Genomic DNA, 18,817 nt, shown 5'->3' on the forward strand with positions numbered 1-18,817 from the left:
TTCATGATTGCATTGCCTCCTGTATAAGAATATATGTTCGTTAGAACGTTTGTTCGTTTATCTGTACTCATCATAAAACAAGAACCCGTTAAGTGTATCTTTCATGATTGCATTGCCTCCTGTATAAGAATATATGTTCGTTAGAACGTTTGTTCGTTTATCTGTACTCATCATAAAACAAGAACCCGTGTTCGGTCAACACAAAAAAACGAACGAATGTTTGTACGCTCATGTGTTCTTGTGTTACACTAGACACATAAAGAATAGGATGCGTTTGCAGGTTATTCGATTACATCGAGGTGAACATAATGAAAAAAATGTCAGCGCGACAACAACAGATTCTTGATTTCATCAAAGACGAAGTTCGGGCAAAGGGATATCCGCCTTCTGTTCGTGAAATTGGAGAAGCCGTCGGCCTTGCTTCTAGTTCGACCGTACACGGTCACTTAGATCGTTTGGAAAAACGCGGGTTGATCCGTCGAGACAAGACGAAACCTCGCGCGATTGAAATTTTGACTGAAGATATGCCGGCAATGGAAGAGCAGGAGTCCGTCATGTACGTACCGGTCATCGGGAAAGTTACCGCCGGGACACCGATTACCGCCATCGAGAACGTGGAAGAACACTTCCCGCTCCCGGCACATATCGTCGGTTCAGATAATGTATATATGTTGTCCGTTTCCGGAGATTCGATGATCAACGCCGGAATTTTGGACGGGGACCGCGTGCTCGTTCGTCAGCAAAGCACCGCCGACAATGGAGAGATTGTCGTCGCCATGACCGATGAGGGCGAGGCGACTGTGAAACGGATTTATAAAGAAGCTTCAAAAGTCCGTCTTCAACCGGAAAACGATGAGTTGGAAGCGATGTATTTTGACAACGTCTCGATTTTAGGGAAGGTCATCGGTGTATACCGGACGATTCATTAATGGCTAGTGGCAAGACCCATACCCGAACGAATCTCGTGGCAACCGGCGCACTTGCGGTTGCCACGCCTTTTATTGAAATCGATATTCCGTTCGCATTGATCATCGGTGCGATTATCGGTACACTCTGGCTCTCCCCAGATCTTGACTTAAAATCAGATGCCTATTACCGATGGGGTCCACTTAAATTCATATGGCTCCCATATGTGAAGCTCATGCCACACCGTTCGCTCTTTTCGCATTTACCTGTTTTGAGTGATCTGATTCGGATTTCGTACATCGGCTTCCCACTCATTCTGCTCTTGCCCTTCACAGCATATGAAACAGAAATCCGGTCGTGGGTGGACGTACACGGCATGTCATTCTTTTTAGGTCTTGTATTTGCAACGACACTGCACACGACACTCGACTATACATCGACATTTTTTAAGAAAGCATTCTGAACAATTAAAAGGACCACCTGCCGATTTTTTCACGGAGGTGGTCTTTTTTACTTAAATGGCATAGTAAATGAAAGAGCACGGAACAATCTTCAGATGAAGGTCATTCCGTGCTCTTTTTGCATATTTCTTCTATTAGTAGAGCGTCATGTACTGATCGCGTTCCCACTCCGTGACTTGCATACGGAACATATCCCACTCGATTTCTTTCAATTCGAGGAAGTGTTCGCCGATGTGCTCACCGAGTGATTCCATCACGACTTTGTCCGCACGAAGCACTTCGAGTGCGTCGAAGAGCGTTGCTGGAAGGTCGTCGATCCCGTTCGCTACACGCTCTGGTTTGTCCATTACGTAGATGTTGCTGTCGATTGGTTTTGGTGCATTCAAATCTTTTTCGATTCCGTCAAGACCTGAAGCCAAGAGAGCAGCAAGTGCGAGGTACGGGTTCGCTGCTGGGTCAACCGAACGTACTTCGATACGAGTCGAAAGACCACGTGCTGCTGGTACGCGTACGAGTGGTGAACGGTTGCGTGCGCTCCAAGCAACGTAGCAAGGTGCTTCGTAACCAGGTACGAGACGCTTGTAAGAGTTCACAGTCGGGTTACATACTGCTGTGAACGCACGAGCGTGCTCCAAGATACCAGCTGTGAACGCGCGAGCTGTGTCTGAAAGTTCCATGTCGCCATTTGGATCGTAGAAGACGTTTGTGTCGCCTTTGAAGAGTGACATGTTCGCGTGCATCCCTGAACCGTTTACACCAAAGAGTGGTTTTGGCATGAATGTCGCGTGAAGACCATACTTCGCAGCAATCGTCTTAACAACGAGCTTGAACGTTTGGATGTTATCTGCCGTTGTGACAGCATCTGCATATTTGAAGTCGATTTCGTGTTGTCCTGGTGCAACTTCGTGGTGTGATGCTTCGATTTCAAAGCCCATGTTTTCAAGTTCGATGACGATTTCTTTACGGCAGTTTTCACCGAGGTCAACTGGCGCCAAGTCGAAATATCCACCTTGGTCGTTAAGTTCAAGTGTCGGACGACCTGATGCGTCTTTCTTGAACAAGAAGAATTCTGGCTCTGGTCCAACGTTGAACGCTGAGAAGCCAAGTTTTTGCATTTTCTCAAGGTTACGCTTGAGTGTACCGCGCGGGTCACCACTGAATGGTGTACCGTCTGGGTTATAAATATCACAAATTAAGCGAGCGACTTTTCCGCTGCCATCTGTCCACGGGAAGACAACCCATGTGTTGAGGTCTGGATATAAGTACATGTCTGATTCCTCGATGCGGACGAATCCTTCGATTGACGATCCGTCAAACATCATCTTGTTATCAAGTGCTTTGTCCAATTGGCTGATCGGCACCTCGACGTTTTTGATTGTTCCGAGGATATCCGTGAATTGAAGACGAATAAAGCGTACGTCTTCCTCTTGTGCGATGCGTTTAATGTCTTCTTTTGTGAACGTTTTTCTGGCCATGGTAAAATGTCCCCTCTCACATTGTGTAATGGTTGATGTGTGCGGCGTTATCGATAAAAACGTGAAAGCTCGCCTTGAATGAGCGACGTCTTATTGAAACGACCGGCTTCTTGAAGCTGTGTTTTCAACAAATGATGTAACTCTTTTTCCGAAACCTTTGGTGCTTCATTGACCGGTGCGGCCGGAGCAGACGCTTCTGCTTCTTTTTCACCTTCTTGCTCTAACATGTGACGAATTGCCGCCAAATTAAAGCCTTGATCAATGTAATCCTTGATTGCGAGTAGACGTTCGACATCATTAAAGGAATAAAGCCGTCGTTTCGATTCCGTCCGACTAGGCGAAATCAGACCCTGTTCTTCATAATACCGAATCTGCCTACCAGTCAGTTGCGTCAGATCTTGGACGATTCCAATCGGAAACAACGGGTTGGAGCGACGAAATTGATCAGCCATCCTTACCCCTCCTTTTCTGTCTCACAATGTGAGAATAATACATGACAACAATCCTGTCAATAGATGTTAAGAAAGTTAACATGACAGAACGGTTACAAATGCGCTTGCTGATTTTGGTCGTTGAATTCGACCAGTCCTTTATCGTGTAATTGGCTCAACGCCAACATGAGAGCGACTTTAACATGAGCATACGTAAGACCACCTTGAACATACGCTGTGTATGGTGCTCGAAGCGGTCCATCCGCTGACAACTCGATTGATGAACCCTGAATGAACGTGCCTGCTGCCATGATTACATCATCTTCATATCCAGGCATATAGGCCGGAACAGGTAACGCATGAGCGTTTACCGGTGATGCCATTTGGATGCTTTGACAAAACGCGATCATCTTCTCACGGTCGCGGAACGTCACCGATTGAATCAAGTCCGTTCTCGGAGTCGAATAGTGTGGGTCAGTCTCAAACCCAATCAACGATAAAAGGCTTGCCGTCAAGTGTGCCCCTTTCAACGCTTGTGCGACAGTATGAGGAGCCATATAAAAACCTTGGTACATTTCTTGAAGCGAGTAGAGCGACGGTCCGGCTTCACTTCCGATACCTGGAGTGGTCATCCGGAACGAACAACGTTCAATCAATTCTTTCGTTCCTGCGATATACCCTCCCGTCTTCGCCAATCCGCCTCCTGGGTTTTTGATCAGAGAACCGGCCATCAAGTCGGCTCCGACGTGCGTCGGTTCAATTGTCTCGACAAATTCACCGTAGCAATTGTCCACGAACACATACACATGCGGATGCGCCGCTTTGATGCGTTCGATGGCGATCTTGATTTCTTCGACTGGAATACTGCGACGATTCGCATATCCTTTCGAGCGCTGAATCCCGACGAGTTTCGTTTCTGGACGAATTCGTTCGATGACGCGGTCGATGTCGATTTCACGTTCTTCTTTTAATTCAACAGTGTCGTAATGGACACCGAGTTCTTTTAATGAGCCGCGACCGTCTCCACGGATGCCGACGATTTCCTCCAGCGTGTCATATGGTTTCCCTGTGATATACAGCAATTCGTCACCTGGTAGAAGGACACCGAACAAGGCAATCCCAATCGCATGCGTACCCGAGATGATTTGCGGTCGGCATAATGCGAGCTCTGCTCCGAACACGTCTGCATAAATCGACTCGAGCGTGTCACGACCGAGATCATCATATCCATACCCTGTCGTCGGATTAAAATGGAAATCCGATACTTTGTGCTTTTTAAACGATTCGAGAACACGATACTGGTTGAACTCAGCCGTCTCTTCAATCTTCTCAAAAAATGGTTTCACTCGTGCCTCTGCCTTTTTCACATACGGCGCGAGTGCATCATAATGTTCAATCTTTTCTTGCCACATACTTACACCTCAAATTGTTTTAGCGTCGCATATAGACGCGTGTCTTCTCTCATATAGCCTACCAACTCGACAGAACCATCATCCAAGAAGTTTTCTTCAAGACGGTACATCGCCTCTTTGGCTGGGTGGTAATGTTCAAAAGCCGTCACCGGTAAGACGACGTGGACTTTTGTTAAAATGTCCGAGATTTTATCTTCGAGTGCACCAATCAACTGTTCGATATCTTCTGATGCGATCGCAGAGATCAACAACGGTCCACCGACGAAGTCTTCCGTGAGCCGGTCTTTCTTATTATATACCTCGAGTTGTGGGACCTCACTTGCACCGAGTTCTTCCAATACCGCATTCGTCGTATCGATTTGGTTCAAATAATGTGGGTTCGATGCATCGATGACATGAAGGATCAAATCAGCACCGACCACTTCTTCCAAAGTTGAACGGAAAGCGGCAACGAGTTTCGTCGGTAAATCACGAATAAATCCTACCGTATCGGTAATCAACACTTTTCCACCGCGTGGAAGTTCGAGTTCACGCGTCAACGGATCAAGTGTTGCGAACAACTCATCCTGCTCATACGTATCTGCATCCGTCAATCGATTAAAGATTGTCGATTTCCCGGCATTCGTATACCCGACGAGCGCGACCTGGAAGACGCGATTTTCTTTCCGACGTTCCCGGTAGCGATCCCGGTGTGCGACCGTTCCTTCGAGTTGTTTCGTAATCTCATCGATGCGACGCTTGATGTGGCGACGGTCCGACTCAAGTTTTGTCTCACCCGGTCCACGAGTCCCGATTCCACCACCGAGTCGCGAGAGCTGTGTCCCTTGTCCGATGAGACGTGGTAGTAAATAGTTCATCTGCGCGAGTTCGACCTGCAATTTCCCTTCGCGCGATTGCGCACGGCTCGCAAAGATATCTAAGATGAGCTGCGTACGGTCAATCAGCTTCATCTCATCCGGGTCGTTCAAGGCGATGCGAATGTTCTTCGACTGCGCCGGTGTCAACTCGGCGTTAAAAATTAACAAATCCGGCTCGAACTGTTCGACGAGCATCGCGAGCTCTTCAATTTTTCCTTTCCCGATAAAGGTACGACGGTCGACTTGTTGACGTTTTTGGTCGAGTCGTGCGACGACTTCACCTTGCGCCGTATCCACGAGTTCGACGAGCTCGCCCATCGACTGTTCATATGTCCAATCATCGACATTCGGTAACTGACAGCCGACGATGACAACTTTTTCACGTTCTATCATGTAATCCCTCATTCCATAAAGTCTCACCTTTCATCTTACCACGAATCAACGTATAGAGAACGTCCGTTTGTGGTAGGATAAAAGAAGAAGGAGGCTCGACCATGACGAAACGTAGAAAAGACTATCCGCTCCCGGAATTTATCGAAACGTACTTGTATCATCTCGGAGCAAGCGGCCGTCAACCCTCGACGCTAAAACGATATCGCTACGACTTGATTGACGTGCATAAATACTTTCACGACCACAATGTCGAACTGAACGAACCGACGGACTGGTTAGACGTCCCCATCGAATCGTGGAAGACGTTTGTGAATGACTTTTTAATCGAAGAGAAGCACTATCAACAGGCGACCGTCGCTCGAATCGTCACGGTCATCAATAGCCTGACCCACTTTTTAAATCCGCTTCGGAAGAAGATGCTCGCCTACTCGCAGCCGGCACATACGTTGTCCATCGACCAAATCGCACTCGAGTCTGAGTTCGATCGTCTTGTTCATACGATTCGTTCGACGAGGGGCTTGAGCGAGAATCAGTTGCAAGCCCATCCATATCTCGTCAATCGGAACGAACTGATTGTGACGCTCTTCTATAAGTACGGCTTGCGTGTCCATCACATCATTCGTTTGCGTATGAGCGACCTGCATCTGGCTGATCATACTTTTGACGTGTATGACCGTCTCGGGAACCAGTTCACGTTGAAGCTCTCGCAAGAGGACCAATCGTTACTCATGAACTATTTGGCCGACATTCCGACACCGGTGCGACCACGTTGGTACTCGGAAGACCCGGTCTTCGTCTCATTCGATTTCGCAAGGATGACATTCCGCTGGGTGTATGCGAAGAATCAACCGAAGCAATTGACGATCGTCATGATCACGAAGATGATGCGACAGCTAAATGAACGGAGCGGGCTCGCACGATCGGTCACCCCGTCAATGCTTCGAAACGCCCATGTGTTAAAAACGTATGCGACCGATATGACGCCATCTGAGCGAATGAACGTCACCTGTATGCACAAAGAATCTTCCTTACGTCGATATGAACAGGCGTATGAAGAATTCGGTACTGAATTGTTCGACTCAGACGAAAGACCCGCCCTCTCGTGAAGGGCGGGTCTTTGTCATGTAACTCAAGAATCTAGTGGAAAATACGAAGCCACTTCAAATTGATCGTTAGAATCATCATATAACTCAATATAATATCTTATCTTCTATTCTCCTCGTCATTGCCATCCAAGTTCAATTCGACCAATTCTAAGAATGAATCCTGCAATTCATTCTCTGTATCTTGTGAGTCTAGCAATAACTTAGGCTCGAGCTCGCTATCATTTAGTGTGGAACTTCCGTCAATAATCCCTAGCATATGAGAGACTGTATCAATCATGATTTGTTCCATCATCTTTAATAAGATTTCCTTTTCATCTGGATTAGAGTTTTGATATAAATTCCAAAACGCATCCATGTTTGAATCCACTTCTACCGTCTCATACATTTCTTTATATTCATCGATTCCTTCTCTGATCACCGTTTCATAAATCGCCCTAACAAATTCTTGATTCACGTCAGTCATTATTTCCTCTCCATTCATCCTGCAACAACCCATAAACAACATGATCAACGTAACGGTCATACAGCCATTCTGCATCTCGAATGACCCCTTCTTCTTTAAAACCGAAACGTTCCGGGAGTGCGCAGATTTTTACATTTCATGTTGCGATTTTAATCTAAATCTTATATAGATTAAGCACTTAGAACCTGTACTCAATCATGCCCCCGAGTGTTTGAGTAATCATGTTTCTTGAATTTGAATGTGTGTTTCGGTGACTTCATTCCAGAAGCAGAGAGCGTCATCGGCTTTTTTATTCACGTTTGCGGGTTTCAATAAATTTATCATTTATGTTTTATTCTACGACCAAATCTACTCCCATAGGGTAATCAATCCGGATAGCATTAATCAATTTCAAATTTTCATCGACAATTAACAGTCTACCAGATTTATCATCTTCTCCTACCTCGGTGAGATACGAGCGCTTCAAAATCGGATTGTAGTACAAGTATCGATATAGATTATTTTCATCCCAGTATGGAAGATCCATCTTTTCAACGGAAAAATCTTTTCCGAATGACCACTTTACCATCATTAGTTCGTCGACTGATGTCTTCGAATCATATTTTGAGACGATTTGATAGCCTATGTTCGCATCAATCATACGAATACCTTCATGAGAATTGTAATACGCGTTATCAATTACTTGATGATACGTCGAAGTTTTTTTCCCTGAAGCATCGATTCGATGCATCATACCTAGGCTGTCAGCAAAATAGGTGTTGTTCCCATCCGTATGTAACGCCGTATACTCGTAAGGCTCCTCTTCACCGCGGTAAACTGTCGCTTCGCCAGTCACTCGGTCGAGAAACACCATCGCCGCGTCTTCTCCATCCGACCCTTCTTCCCCTGCGCTCACATAAGCGATGTGATTCTCTGTCTCTAGAAGTGGCGAGTGGGTAGGTAAATTTTGTGGTGGCGTCAAATAATTCTGTCGTTCTTCAACATTTGAAATCGTCATCGACATTCCTAATCCTTCAACATACGTCTGCGTGCCGGTTTGATAAGATGCAATCGATTTAAACCAAGTCTGTTCTCCTTGATGACTAATTGAATCCAGCATCACATCGTGTTCGAAATAGGTAATATCTTCTTTGTTGAATCGTTTCGTGTCTAGATTGAATGTATAATAGTGATTGGCATACTGTCCACTATTCAAAGAACCAAAAAGCGTGTCTGGTCGAGTAGTCTTCACATCAAGACTGATTGCCCCGAAATTTGAATCTTGAATACTTTCTTCATTCATGATATTTCCGTCTTGATCAATCTCTACTAAATACGTGTCTTTCGGCTCATTCTCGTCTGCCCATATATTTAAGTAAGGGTATAGCAAATAAAGATGTCCACTCGGTGGTTGAAACGTCACGTCCGTGATATCGGTCGAAACAACTGGTGCCAAGGTTCTATCTTCTGTTTTAAAAAATTGATGAATGGTATAAATTGTTATAACTCCTAAAATTGTTAAAGCAGAACTAATCATAACTTTTTTTGAAATGTGCACTTTTACTAAAACCTCTTTCTTTATCCTCTCAATGCGAACTGGTATCCTCGGACGCAGTGAATTTTTAACCTATCTGGTGAACATATCAATATTTTACTCGACTATTTTCTTTGCCCACAGGAAACAATTGCTTAAGCGTTAGAGGAACTCGATAAGAAATGAAATTACCATATGTGTTAACTAATTAATGGACTGGCGAGTTCGTCTGCCGTGTAGGTTGAATGTGCATGTCTGACAAAGTATATGGTCGTCATCCAATAGTCCCCTTCTAAAAGCATGTACTTGTTATATACGATTTTCAGCCTCAATATAAGCTTCAGAATGATGATTTAGCTGTAAAAATTCATTCTGAAGCAACCCATAAATGACATGATCGACATAACGGTCATACAGCCATTCTGCATCTCGAATGACGCCTTCTTCCTTAAAACCAAAGCGCTCCGGAAGTGCACGACTCTTTACATTTTCAGTCGCAACTCGAATCTCAATCTTATTTAGTTTAAGGTCTCGGAATCCGTACTCGATGATGGTCTCGAGCGCTTGACTCATGATTCCATTCCCTTGAAACTCTTGTCCGAGCCAGTAACCAATTGTACCGCATTGAATCCCACGATCGATTTCGTTAAATCCGATTGTCCCGGCAAGCACGCCTTTATAGATCACAGCGAATGATTTTGGGAATCCACCCGTCTCAATCAGCCCTTTGATTCGTCCTTCTATGTTCCGCTTTGAGTCTTCCACTGATTCAATGTAGTCAAGCCATCCGAGCCACTCTCGTAGATAAGGCTTCGATGCCATCGTCAGTTCAAACAGTGCGTCTGCATCGTTTACATTAAACATTCTAAGTGTGATATCGTTATTTAATTTATATTCAAGCATTTTTACCTCATCCTTCTCACTTATCAAAATATGTATCATTTCATATCAACTTTAAATAATATTCGTCACTTCAACTTCAAAAGGGGATGTTGTGGTTACTCTTTTAAGTAAACCATAAAATCAACTCCGCATATTCAATTCTCCATCTCACAAATACAATTTTACCCATACGATAAGTTTACAGAATTAATCAAATTTTGTATAATTATTTTTATATCATTTTATGAAGAGGTGAAAATGTGTAAAAACGATTCGTCGAACCCACCCAATTGAATAGATTCGGAGGAGATTTGTGATGAAATCGTTTTATACACTGCTCGTTAGCCAATGGCTCGCCAATATTGGCGATGTCCTATACATCGTCGCGCTCATTGCCTCGTTGTATCAACAAACCGGTTCCGCTCTCATGGCGGCCAGCTTCCCGATTGCCGTGACTGCCGGTATGACACTCAGCGGACTCTTTTTCGCCCGTATCCTCAGCCGCTACTCGCTAGGGAAAACGCTCGTCCTGTCACAACTGATGAAGACGGTTACCCTTGTTCTCGTTCTCTTTACGGATTCGATTCTAGTTCTCGGTCTTGTCGTGTTGATCGCTTTCCTCGATGGATTCGCACGTCCCATCCAAGCATCATTCATCCCAAGATTGACGACGAATCGTCAACAAGCGAACAGCCTCGTGCAAGGTTCCAATCAGTTCATCCAGCTCGCCATGTGGCCGCTCGGGACGATGCTCGTCTCTTTCACCTCGAGCGCTCTCGCGTTAGTCGTTTCCCTCGTTCTCTTCGTCCTTTCCACGATTGTGACGATTTACTTCAATCAATCGCTTACGGAAGACAGCGTCGATGATGGAACGGATGAATCGATTACCTTACGCGCTAGTCTTACTTATGTAAGAACGTCACCATTCGCCCGTCGTGTGACATGGTTTGTGACGTATGAATCATTTGTCAGCACGCTCTGGATTTCGGCATTGCTTCTCGTCTATCTCGAACGACATCTACAAGTCGATACGGGCTGGTGGGGGATGCTCAACGCAGCATTTTTGATCAGTATGATTGCGGCGAGTGCCCATCTTTATCGGTCTCGACAAGCGCCATCGTTACCGTCGACCGCTATCTTATCCATTGTCGCCGCCATTTTGTTCGGCATGACTGCACATCTCGCGTTTGCAATTTTGGCGTTAGTCATTCAAGGCGCAGCTACACAAATCCGCATCATCCAGACGAACACCGTCATTCAAGAACAGATTCCGGCTACACAGCTTCCTTATGTATATAGTGTGCAACAGACAGGATACGCCCTTGCATTCAGTGTGGGGAGCTTGCTGTTCGGACTTCTCGCGGACGGACTACCGATTGATTCGGTTTACCTTCTCGGAGCACTTTTGACCCTTCCGTTGATTTGGATCGGACGATTAACTGAACAGTCTATGTTAACCGTATCATCTGTATAAGCAACAGGCGCCTTCTCTAAAAGAGGGCGCCTGTTGTATAGAATTTCCCACCGAAATAAATAGTTGGACGTTCTATTCAATTACAATCCAGTGTTTAATTTTCCCTATTCGTCACTCCCGTATTGAAATACTCCTACGCCATAGCCTCGCTTCATATCTCCTAAAATAAAAAGTGAAAGAATGCTTGCCTCGGTCTCAATCAAAAATCGAAAACTTTCCAACTCATCACTCTCCTCAATCAACGTAATCAATTGAAGAAGTTCACCTTCAGATACGTTTGGAAGATGACAGGTCATCATATACTCATTCGACCACATCCATTTTCCGTAATGTTCGACACTGTATTCACACTTTGTCACATCTGCCCATCCCTTGAGATCAGTTAGAAATCGACTCTTCTTTAAAACTGTCTGAAATGAAGAGACGTTCAGTGATTTGACTAGTCGCAAGAGGAATGTGGCAGATGACTTTACTTTCGGCAACCCAAATTCCCTCCAATGACTATCCGATGGTAGTTTATACAGGTCTTCACTCTTTAGTGAATACGAATCACGGTCGTGAAAGTCGCGACTATTAGCACATAAGAAATCAACAGTCGAGATATTTTGTTTATTTGGATAATCGACTTGTTCATGTGTTGAATAGATCTCACGACGATACGGATCATACAAAAAGAGAAGTCGACCCTCTATATACACGCCCAACGGCAAGGTCAAATCAACGTACCGAAGTCGTCCTAATTGTGACTTAGTGACAATCACGTCAAGTTCACAGTAATCTGTGACTCGATACGAACCGACAGGCAATCGACTCAAATAGTCTGTTTTCAATGTGAACAGATCCATTGTCTGAAATGAGTTCACCTTTAGATGCTCAACGTTTATTTCATCAAAATTCAATTTGGATTCCCCTTTCTCACAATGGATAAGACAAACTGTAGCGATTCATATCGTATACTAGAAGAAACAAATGATCGGAGTGATTCCCATGTCGAAGCTTTCACACGAAGAAACTCTCGAGTTATTAAATACGTTAGAGTCTCGCTTTACCGAAAACGTGGAACGTCATCCTGACCTCATCTGGTCAGACGTATTGGAACGAATTCAAGTTAATCAGGACAAGTTGGCTACACTCTCCTTAATGGAACAGACAGGAGGCGAACCCGACGTGATTCGTCTAGCTAACGGAGATCTCGCTTTTTGCGACTGTTCAGTCGAGAGTCCGAGCGGTCGACGAAGCCTCTGTTATGACGAACCCGCTCTTGAGGCACGTAAAAAGAATAAGCCCGTCGGAAGCGCGGTCGCCTTATCTGAACAGATGGGCATAACCCTTCTCGACGAAAAAACATACCGACATTTACAAACGCTCGGTCAATTCGATTTGAAGACATCGAGTTGGATTCTGACACCGAATGAGATTCGTCAAAAAGGCGGCGCCCTGTTCTGCGACCGCCGTTATGATCACACTTTTGTCTATCACAATGGTGCAGATTCTTATTATGCGGCTCGAGGATTTAGAGGGATACTTATGATTTAAGCAAGGCAATGCGCATTGCTTCTTTTTTATCGGAATAACCAACTAAGGAATTGCGGAATATACATGATGAAAAACAAACTGACAGGAATCATTGCAAGCAATCTTAACACCCACATAATTCTACTTTTTAACTGCCGAGAGTAGAACAACAATGCACCAAACGTAATCGCATTCGCTGTCAAATTTGGTTCTCCTATGTTGTTCTCAATCATTTGCATAAGAAAAGCTTTCCATCCTGGAAAGGATTCAAGGGCAAACGATTCATCGAAACTCGGTGTAAGGTTGTATTTCAACCTCACAAACCAGGCTACTATATAGACAGAGATGAATAAGAGCGCGTAGCACATTAGTACAACGTTCCACAATTTCTCTTTCCAACCCTCACTCCGAAAGTACAAGACATATATCACAATCAAGACACTAAAAATCACATTTATGATGAATGGTGGTGAAATGGTTAGAATGGAAAACGTCTCTCGATCTAACACCATTCCCACTTGAAATATTCCTTGCTGAAACATAGCCTATCCTCATTTCTGATATGTACTGTTTAAATCAAATTACGGTAATTGAAATATTAAGAATACGTTTTCAGCTTACTCTATCTATGCTCTATCTGAATATACTCGATTTTACGTACAAATCCATCAAAAAACTGCAGACAGATTGTCTGCAGTCCCCGTTTATGCGTGAAGTGTCACATTCAACTCTTCCGCTACCGTTTTGAACGCCTCGAGTGCGCGTTCGAGGTCATCTCTTGTGTGCTCCGCTGTGACGATGGTCCGGATGCGTGCTTTTCCGCGCTCGACCGTCGGGAAAGCGATACTCTGTGCGAATACGCCATGCTCTTTCAGTTTGTCCGAGAACGTATGCGCAAGCGTCTCTTCGCCAAGCATGACCGGAGTGATCGGTGTCGTCGCATGTCCGATATCGAAGCCGAGGTCGCGTAGTCCGTTCTTGAAGAACTCCGTGTTCGCCCACAATTTTTCGAACAACTCTTCTTCCTCTTTCATGACACGGATCGCTTCACGGTTCGCAGCAACGACTGCCGGTGGATGTGATGTCGAGAAGAGGAATGGACGACCTTTATGAATCAAGTAATCCCGCACGTCTTGTGAACAGGCGACGTATCCGCCGAGGACACCGATTGCTTTTGAAAGCGTTCCGACCTGTAACGCGACACGACCGTCTAAACCGAAGTGGTTGACCGTTCCGCGTCCGTTCTTCCCGAGGACGCCGGATGCGTGGGCATCATCGACCATGACCGCAGCGTCATATTTCTCTGCGAGTTCGACGATGGCAGGAAGCGGTGCGATGTTCCCGTCCATCGAGAACACACCGTCCGTTACGACGAGACGTGTCCGATAATCTTGTGTTTCTTTTAATGCCTTCTCCAAGTCTTCAAGGTCGACGTGCTTATAAATGCGTCGCGCTGCTTTCGTAAGACGAATCCCGTCGATAATCGACGCATGGTTGAGTGCGTCACTGATGACGACATCTTCCGGTCCGAGAAGTGCAGACAAGACCCCGAGGTTCGTCGCGAATCCCGATTGGAAGACGAGCGATGCTTCCGTGTGCTTGAACTCTGCGAGTTCGCGCTCAAATGCTTCGTGCATCTCGAACGTACCGGCAATCGTCCGGACCGATCCTGTTCCCGCACCGTACTGTTCGATCGCTTCAATCGCTGCCTGCTTCAAACGTGGATGGTTCGCTAGTCCGAGATAGTTGTTTGATGACAGCTGGACGAGTGACTTCCCGTCGATTGTCACTTCGTTCCCTTGTGCCGATTCGAGTGGGACGAGCTTACGGAACGTCCCCTGTTCTTTCATCTCATTGATTGCTTCTGTAATATGTTCAAATGCCATGTTGTTTCCCCCTTTAAGGTATTAAGACGACCTTCCCACATTTCCCTGCCCGCATGAGTTCGAACCCTTTTTCGAACTCTTCGAGCTTGAAGACGTGCGTGATGATCGGTTCTACGTTCAACTGACCCGTCGCGAGCATCGTCGAGACTTGCCCCCACGTCTCGTACATCTTCCGTCCTGTGATCCCTTGGACACGGACACCTTTAAAGACAACATCACGCGTGAGGTCGATGGCGACCGGACGAGCTGGGAGTGACAGTACGTTGACATCCCCGCCTGCCGTGACCATTTTGAACGCCTGGTCGATCGCAATCGGATGACCGCTCATCTCGCAGACAACATCGATTCCGTCTCCGTCGGTCTCACGCTCGATCAATTCGAGCGGATTCTCTTCTAAGCTATTGATGACGACATCGGCCCCCATCTCTTCTGCGAGCTTTAAGCGATACGGATTGACGTCAATCGCATAGACGCGACTCGCACCAGCTGCTTTAGCGACGCCTACCGCCATGAGTCCGATTGGTCCACATCCGACGATGGCGACCGATTTGGCAGACACGTCACTCGCTAGCACCGTGTGTACCGCGTTTCCAAGCGGTTCTTGAATCGAGGCGAGTTTCGCTGGCATCGACTCCGGGTTCACCCATAGGTTCTCTTCAGGCATAACGACATACTCTGCAAAACAACCTTGCGTGTCCACACCGATGATTTTTGTATTTTTACAGATGTGATATTGTCCACGCAAACATTGTTTACACTGATGACAGACGATATGCGTCTCAGCGGATACGGTCTGTCCGATTTTGATGCGTTTCGTCCCTTTCCCGAGTGCCACGACTTCTCCCGAAAACTCATGACCGAATACATACGGTGGTTTGACACGGCTTTGTGACCACTCATCCCACTCATAGATATGAACATCGGTCCCGCAAATCGATGTCGCTTTGACTTGAATGAGTACTTCTCCAGGTCCTGGCGTCGGAACTGGTACGTCGACCAGTTTTGCCCCAAAACCGGCCGTGTGTTTTTGAATCGCTTTCATTACTGGTGTCGTTGTTTCCTTCTCTGTGGTTGACACGAGTTGTTCCATTGAAAACGTCCCCCTCTTGTCTCTTATGATCGAACGATACGTTCTTTATCATCTTGTCATAAAATGACGAAACTGAGAAGACGGAACGTCCATTTTCCACAAAAAAAGAGGAGCCATCCGCGCCGATGGCTCCTCTTCACAAGAATAGGACCTATGTCCCGACCGCTCATCGTGGCTCAATGATGAGCTTGATGGCAGTACGTTCCTCTCCGTCAATCATAATATCGGTAAAGGCTGGAATGCAAATCAAATCGAGACCGCTTGGCGCGACGAAGCCTCTGGCGATCGCGACGGCTTTGATGGACTGATTCAGCGCACCTGCCCCAATCGCCTGTATCTCACACGTTCCTTTTTCACGTAGCACACCCGCTAAAGCACCCGCAACGGAGTTAGGGTTCGATTTTGCCGAAACTTTGAGTACGTCCATTCTTGTTTCCCCCTCGGGTAGGTTGTTCAATCAAACCAGACGGTCTGATCATCTAGGTGTATTCGTTCGATTTTTGTCGCTCGTTTCGTCTGATCATCGATTGTAATGAAAACTCCATTAAGTTGTTCCCGTCCCTCAGCAACTTCAAACCGAACTGGGAGTTGTGTCATAAATTTTTTTAAAACAACGGATGCATCCATCCCGAGTACCCCGTCAAGTGGACCCGTCATCCCGACGTCGGTAATATACGCTGTCCCGTTCGGCAAGACACGTTCATCTGCCGTCTGTACGTGCGTATGCGTCCCGACTACAGCTTGGGCACGCCCGTCAAGGTGATACCCCATCGCAATCTTTTCACTTGTCGCCTCGGCATGGACATCAACGAAGATGGCGTCTACCTCGTCACGCACTTCTTCGACGAGACGGTCGACGGTACGGAACGGACAGTCAAGAGACGGCAAAAAGACATTCCCCATGACATTGATGACGGCCAATTTCTTTCCATTTTGTTTTAACTTCATCATCCCGACCCCAGGTGTCCCGTCCGGATAGTTTGCTGGACGGACGATCCGGTCGGCATCGTCAATCCAATCAAAGATGTCACGGTTATCCCACGTATGGTTCCCCATCGTCACCCCATGGAAGCCGAGTTCTAAAAACTGTTGATAAATCTTTTTTGTGAGACCACGACCGTTTGCCGCATTCTCACCGTTGACGAGCATGAACGTTGGGTTGTATTTGTCTTTCAACCGACCAATTTGATTGCTCAAAATATCTCGACCGGGTTTCCCGACGACATCACCGATAAATAAAATTTTCATATAAAATCCTCCCTCAAACAGAAAAAGCGGAGAAATTCTCCGCTTCGTTTACTTCGCATAATCGACGGAACGTGTTTCACGAATAACCGTCACTTTAATTTGTCCAGGATAATCGAGTTCATCCTCGATTCGTTTACAAATATCGCGTGCCATCTTACCGGCGACGACATCGTCGACGACGTCAGGGCGAACGATAATTCGAACTTCACGTCCCGCTTGAATCGCATACGATTTCTCGACACCTTCAAACGACTCACAGATTGACTCGAGTCGTTCGAGACGGCGAATGTAGCTTTCTAGCGTCTCTTGACGAGCTCCAGGGCGAGCTGCCGACAAGGCGTCAGCTGCTGCGACTAGTACTGCAATCGTCGATGTCGCCTCGACGTCCCCGTGGTGGGAAGCAATCGAGTTGATGACGACCGAATGTTCCTTGTACTTCGTTGCAAGCTCTACTCCGATTTCGACGTGACTGCCCTCGACTTCGTGGTCGATCGCTTTTCCGATATCGTGCAGGAGTCCAGCTCGCTTCGCGAGTGTGACGTCTTCCCCGAGTTCGGCTGCCATCATCCCGGCAAGATGTGCCACCTCGACCGAGTGAGACAAGACGTTCTGTCCATAACTCGTACGATAGCGCATGCGACCGAGTGTCTTGACGAGGTCTGGATGGAGTCCGTGAATACCGGCTTCGAAAGTAGCTTCTTCTCCGTACTCACGAATGCGCTCATCGACTTCACGACGAGACTTCTCTACCATCTCTTCAATGCGAGCCGGGTGGATGCGCCCGTCTTGAACGAGTTTTTCGAGCGTCATTTTGGCGATTTCACGGCGAACCGGATCGAAACCTGACAAAATGACCGCTTCTGGCGTGTCATCGATGATGAGATCAATTCCAGTCAACGTTTCGAGCGTACGGATGTTACGTCCTTCACGCCCGATGATGCGACCTTTCATCTCATCACTCGGTAAGTTGACGACAGATACCGTCGTCTCCGCGACATGTTCAGCAGCGTATCGTTGCATCGTGAGAGATAAGAGGTGTTTCGCTTTTTTATCCGCTTCTTGTTTTGCTTTTTGCTCGATTTCTTTTTGAAGGAGAGCAGCATCGTGAAGCGCTTCCTGCTTCGCTTCGTCCATGATGATGGTACGTGCTTCATCTTTCGAGAGGGCTGCCACGCGTACAAGTTCTTGGCGTGCCTCTTCGTATAAGTCCTCCACTTTGCTTTCGAGCATTTCTACTTCACGTTTGCGTTTTTCGAGCCCGCGCTCCTGTTCATCTAGCGAATCTTCTTTCCGCTCGAGCATATCTGCTTTGCGGTCGAGAAGCTCTTCTTTTTGAACGAGGCGATTCTCTTTCACTTTCTGGTCTTCGCGACGTTCACGCAATTCTTGTTCCGTCTCATTGCGAAGTTGAATCATCTCTTCTTTTACTTCAAGCCGTGCTTCTTTTTGCATCGCTTCCGATTGTTGTTTTGCTTGTTCTACAATCTTAGTCGCTTCCGTCTCGGCACCTTGAATCTTCGCTTCGGCGATCGATTTACGCACAAAAAAACCTGCAACAAAAGCTATCGGCAAAAGGAGGATCAGAATAAGCCAGTATAGCCATTCCATCATGTTCACCTCCCTTTCGCAAGGTTATTTTATTTTTTTAATAAGTGAGTAACGCAGGCAAGCCCGCGCATAACTTTATTGTACTTATTTAAGAGAG

General features: G+C 46.3%; 18 protein-coding genes and 1 pseudogene. 5 read left to right on the forward strand and 14 right to left on the reverse strand.

Going from position 1 to position 18,817, the window contains the following annotated elements; genetic code table 11:
- Positions 1-308 precede the first annotated feature (308 nt).
- Together lexA and KNO86_RS02790 are read left to right on the forward strand one after the other, a co-directional pair.
- Entirely contained in the window at positions 309-929 is a 621-nt protein-coding gene (gene lexA, locus KNO86_RS02785) for a transcriptional repressor LexA (protein ID WP_074033201.1), read from the forward strand.
- Positions 929-1,369, forward strand: coding sequence for a metal-binding protein (locus KNO86_RS02790; protein WP_214692725.1), 441 nt, complete (start codon positions 929-931; stop codon positions 1,367-1,369). The genes lexA and KNO86_RS02790 overlap by 1 nt, the downstream gene beginning before the upstream one ends.
- Before the next feature lie 132 nt (positions 1,370-1,501).
- Here KNO86_RS02790 and glnA read toward each other — a convergent pair whose 3' ends face one another.
- From glnA to hflX, 4 genes are all read right to left on the reverse strand, one after another.
- Positions 1,502-2,842: a type I glutamate--ammonia ligase gene (gene glnA, locus KNO86_RS02795; protein ID WP_214692727.1), complete on the reverse strand. Its 1,341-nt coding sequence runs from the start codon at positions 2,840-2,842 to the stop codon at positions 1,502-1,504.
- Positions 2,843-2,889: 47 nt separating this feature from the next.
- Complete coding sequence (locus KNO86_RS02800) at positions 2,890-3,294, reverse strand: MerR family transcriptional regulator (RefSeq protein ID WP_214692728.1); 405 nt, start codon at positions 3,292-3,294, stop codon at positions 2,890-2,892.
- Between the two features lie 92 nt (positions 3,295-3,386).
- Complete coding sequence (locus KNO86_RS02805; protein WP_214692731.1) at positions 3,387-4,685, reverse strand: methionine gamma-lyase family protein; 1,299 nt, start codon at positions 4,683-4,685, stop codon at positions 3,387-3,389.
- A gap of 2 nt (positions 4,686-4,687) precedes the next feature.
- Positions 4,688-5,935: a GTPase HflX gene (gene hflX / locus KNO86_RS02810; protein ID WP_214692745.1), complete on the reverse strand. Its 1,248-nt coding sequence runs from the start codon at positions 5,933-5,935 to the stop codon at positions 4,688-4,690.
- 101 nt (positions 5,936-6,036) lie between these two features.
- Between hflX and KNO86_RS02815 the strand changes: the two genes are divergently transcribed.
- Positions 6,037-7,041 carry a tyrosine-type recombinase/integrase gene (locus tag KNO86_RS02815; RefSeq protein WP_214692752.1) on the forward strand — a complete coding sequence of 335 codons (1,005 nt, stop codon included), beginning with the start codon at positions 6,037-6,039 and terminating at the stop codon, positions 7,039-7,041.
- A 97-nt stretch (positions 7,042-7,138) separates the two neighbouring features.
- Here KNO86_RS02815 and KNO86_RS02820 read toward each other — a convergent pair whose 3' ends face one another.
- From KNO86_RS02820 to KNO86_RS02830, 4 genes and pseudogenes are all read right to left on the reverse strand, one after another.
- Positions 7,139-7,564 (reverse strand): transposase, encoded by a 426-nt coding sequence (locus tag KNO86_RS02820; protein WP_483298399.1) that lies wholly within the window; start codon positions 7,562-7,564, stop codon positions 7,139-7,141.
- A pseudogene (locus tag KNO86_RS14860) lies at positions 7,497-7,640 on the reverse strand (GNAT family N-acetyltransferase); the annotation flags it as partial. The gene KNO86_RS02820 and the pseudogene KNO86_RS14860, both read right to left, overlap by 68 nt.
- Positions 7,641-7,835: 195 nt before the next feature.
- Positions 7,836-8,939 carry a hypothetical protein gene (locus KNO86_RS02825; protein ID WP_214692754.1) on the reverse strand — a complete coding sequence of 368 codons (1,104 nt, stop codon included), beginning with the start codon at positions 8,937-8,939 and terminating at the stop codon, positions 7,836-7,838.
- A 387-nt stretch (positions 8,940-9,326) separates the two neighbouring features.
- Positions 9,327-9,920, reverse strand: coding sequence for a GNAT family N-acetyltransferase (locus tag KNO86_RS02830; protein WP_214692756.1), 594 nt, complete (start codon positions 9,918-9,920; stop codon positions 9,327-9,329).
- Between the two features lie 295 nt (positions 9,921-10,215).
- Here KNO86_RS02830 and KNO86_RS02835 point away from each other — a divergent pair, with 295 nt between their 5' ends.
- Entirely contained in the window at positions 10,216-11,373 is a 1,158-nt protein-coding gene (locus tag KNO86_RS02835) for an MFS transporter (protein ID WP_214692758.1), read from the forward strand.
- A 104-nt stretch (positions 11,374-11,477) separates the two neighbouring features.
- Here the strand turns inward: KNO86_RS02835 and KNO86_RS02840 are convergent, their stop codons facing one another.
- Positions 11,478-12,236, reverse strand: a complete 759-nt coding sequence (locus tag KNO86_RS02840; protein ID WP_214692760.1) for a hypothetical protein — start codon at positions 12,234-12,236, stop codon at positions 11,478-11,480.
- Between the two features lie 124 nt (positions 12,237-12,360).
- Between KNO86_RS02840 and KNO86_RS02845 the strand changes: the two genes are divergently transcribed.
- Entirely contained in the window at positions 12,361-12,909 is a 549-nt protein-coding gene (locus KNO86_RS02845; protein WP_214692762.1) for a DUF4256 domain-containing protein, read from the forward strand.
- Between the two features lie 683 nt (positions 12,910-13,592).
- On the opposite strand, the gene KNO86_RS02850 is transcribed toward KNO86_RS02845, so the two are convergent.
- The 5 genes from KNO86_RS02850 to rny all read right to left on the reverse strand — a co-directional run bounded on the left by KNO86_RS02850 (position 13,593) and on the right by rny (position 18,723).
- A complete protein-coding gene (locus KNO86_RS02850) occupies positions 13,593-14,774 on the reverse strand; it encodes a glycine C-acetyltransferase (RefSeq protein ID WP_214692769.1) in 1,182 nt (393 codons plus the stop codon).
- A 13-nt stretch (positions 14,775-14,787) separates the two neighbouring features.
- On the reverse strand, positions 14,788-15,864 hold the full coding sequence (gene tdh, locus KNO86_RS02855; RefSeq protein WP_214692771.1) for an L-threonine 3-dehydrogenase: 1,077 nt from the start codon (positions 15,862-15,864) through the stop codon (positions 14,788-14,790).
- A gap of 166 nt (positions 15,865-16,030) precedes the next feature.
- On the reverse strand, positions 16,031-16,291 hold the full coding sequence (locus KNO86_RS02860) for a stage V sporulation protein S (protein ID WP_012726477.1): 261 nt from the start codon (positions 16,289-16,291) through the stop codon (positions 16,031-16,033).
- Between the two features lie 26 nt (positions 16,292-16,317).
- On the reverse strand, positions 16,318-17,112 hold the full coding sequence (locus tag KNO86_RS02865) for a TIGR00282 family metallophosphoesterase (protein ID WP_214692776.1): 795 nt from the start codon (positions 17,110-17,112) through the stop codon (positions 16,318-16,320).
- Between the two features lie 48 nt (positions 17,113-17,160).
- Positions 17,161-18,723 carry a ribonuclease Y gene (rny, locus tag KNO86_RS02870; protein WP_483298397.1) on the reverse strand — a complete coding sequence of 521 codons (1,563 nt, stop codon included), beginning with the start codon at positions 18,721-18,723 and terminating at the stop codon, positions 17,161-17,163.
- Positions 18,724-18,817: the final 94 nt, after the last annotated feature.

It is taken from the genome of Exiguobacterium sp. s160, assembly GCF_018617575.1.
Lineage (GTDB): Bacteria > Bacillota > Bacilli > Exiguobacteriales > Exiguobacteriaceae > Exiguobacterium > Exiguobacterium aestuarii_A.